The sequence below is a fragment of the Psychromonas arctica genome, assembly GCF_038155225.1.
GTDB lineage: Bacteria > Pseudomonadota > Gammaproteobacteria > Enterobacterales > Psychromonadaceae > Psychromonas > Psychromonas arctica_B.
The window spans coordinates 1-270 of the sequence record NZ_JBAKBA010000132.1 but is presented as its reverse complement, the minus strand read 5'-3'; the positions used below and the strand labels follow the sequence as shown (position 1 = coordinate 270).

Sequence of the window (270 nt, the reverse complement as noted above, 5' to 3'; positions counted from 1 at the left end):
ACATCTTCAGTTACGAACCCTCTTTCGAATGCAGTACCGTCGGGCTCAATTGTTGTCGGATCATCTGAGCCATTAATCGTAATAGTAATATCGTGCGTCGTACCATTTAATGTAACGGTTTAAACTTCGGTTAATGTTTCATCTTCACCTAAATACTGTAGAGCGCTGTTATCTACTTCATAAGACCAATTGCCATCAGCATCAATAGTAATCTCTCCGAGTGCAGTATCTCCATCTTCTGCTGGTGAAAACTCAATTGTAGGTTCGAAG

General features: G+C 40.7%; 1 protein-coding gene. It reads right to left on the bottom strand.

The window, feature by feature from the left end; translation table 11 throughout:
• Window positions 1-119 precede the first annotated feature (119 nt).
• Window positions 120-257 (bottom strand): VCBS domain-containing protein, encoded by a 138-nt coding sequence (locus V6255_RS19375; protein ID WP_425355947.1) that lies wholly within the window; start codon window positions 255-257, stop codon window positions 120-122.
• Between the last annotated feature and the right edge of the window lie 13 nt (window positions 258-270).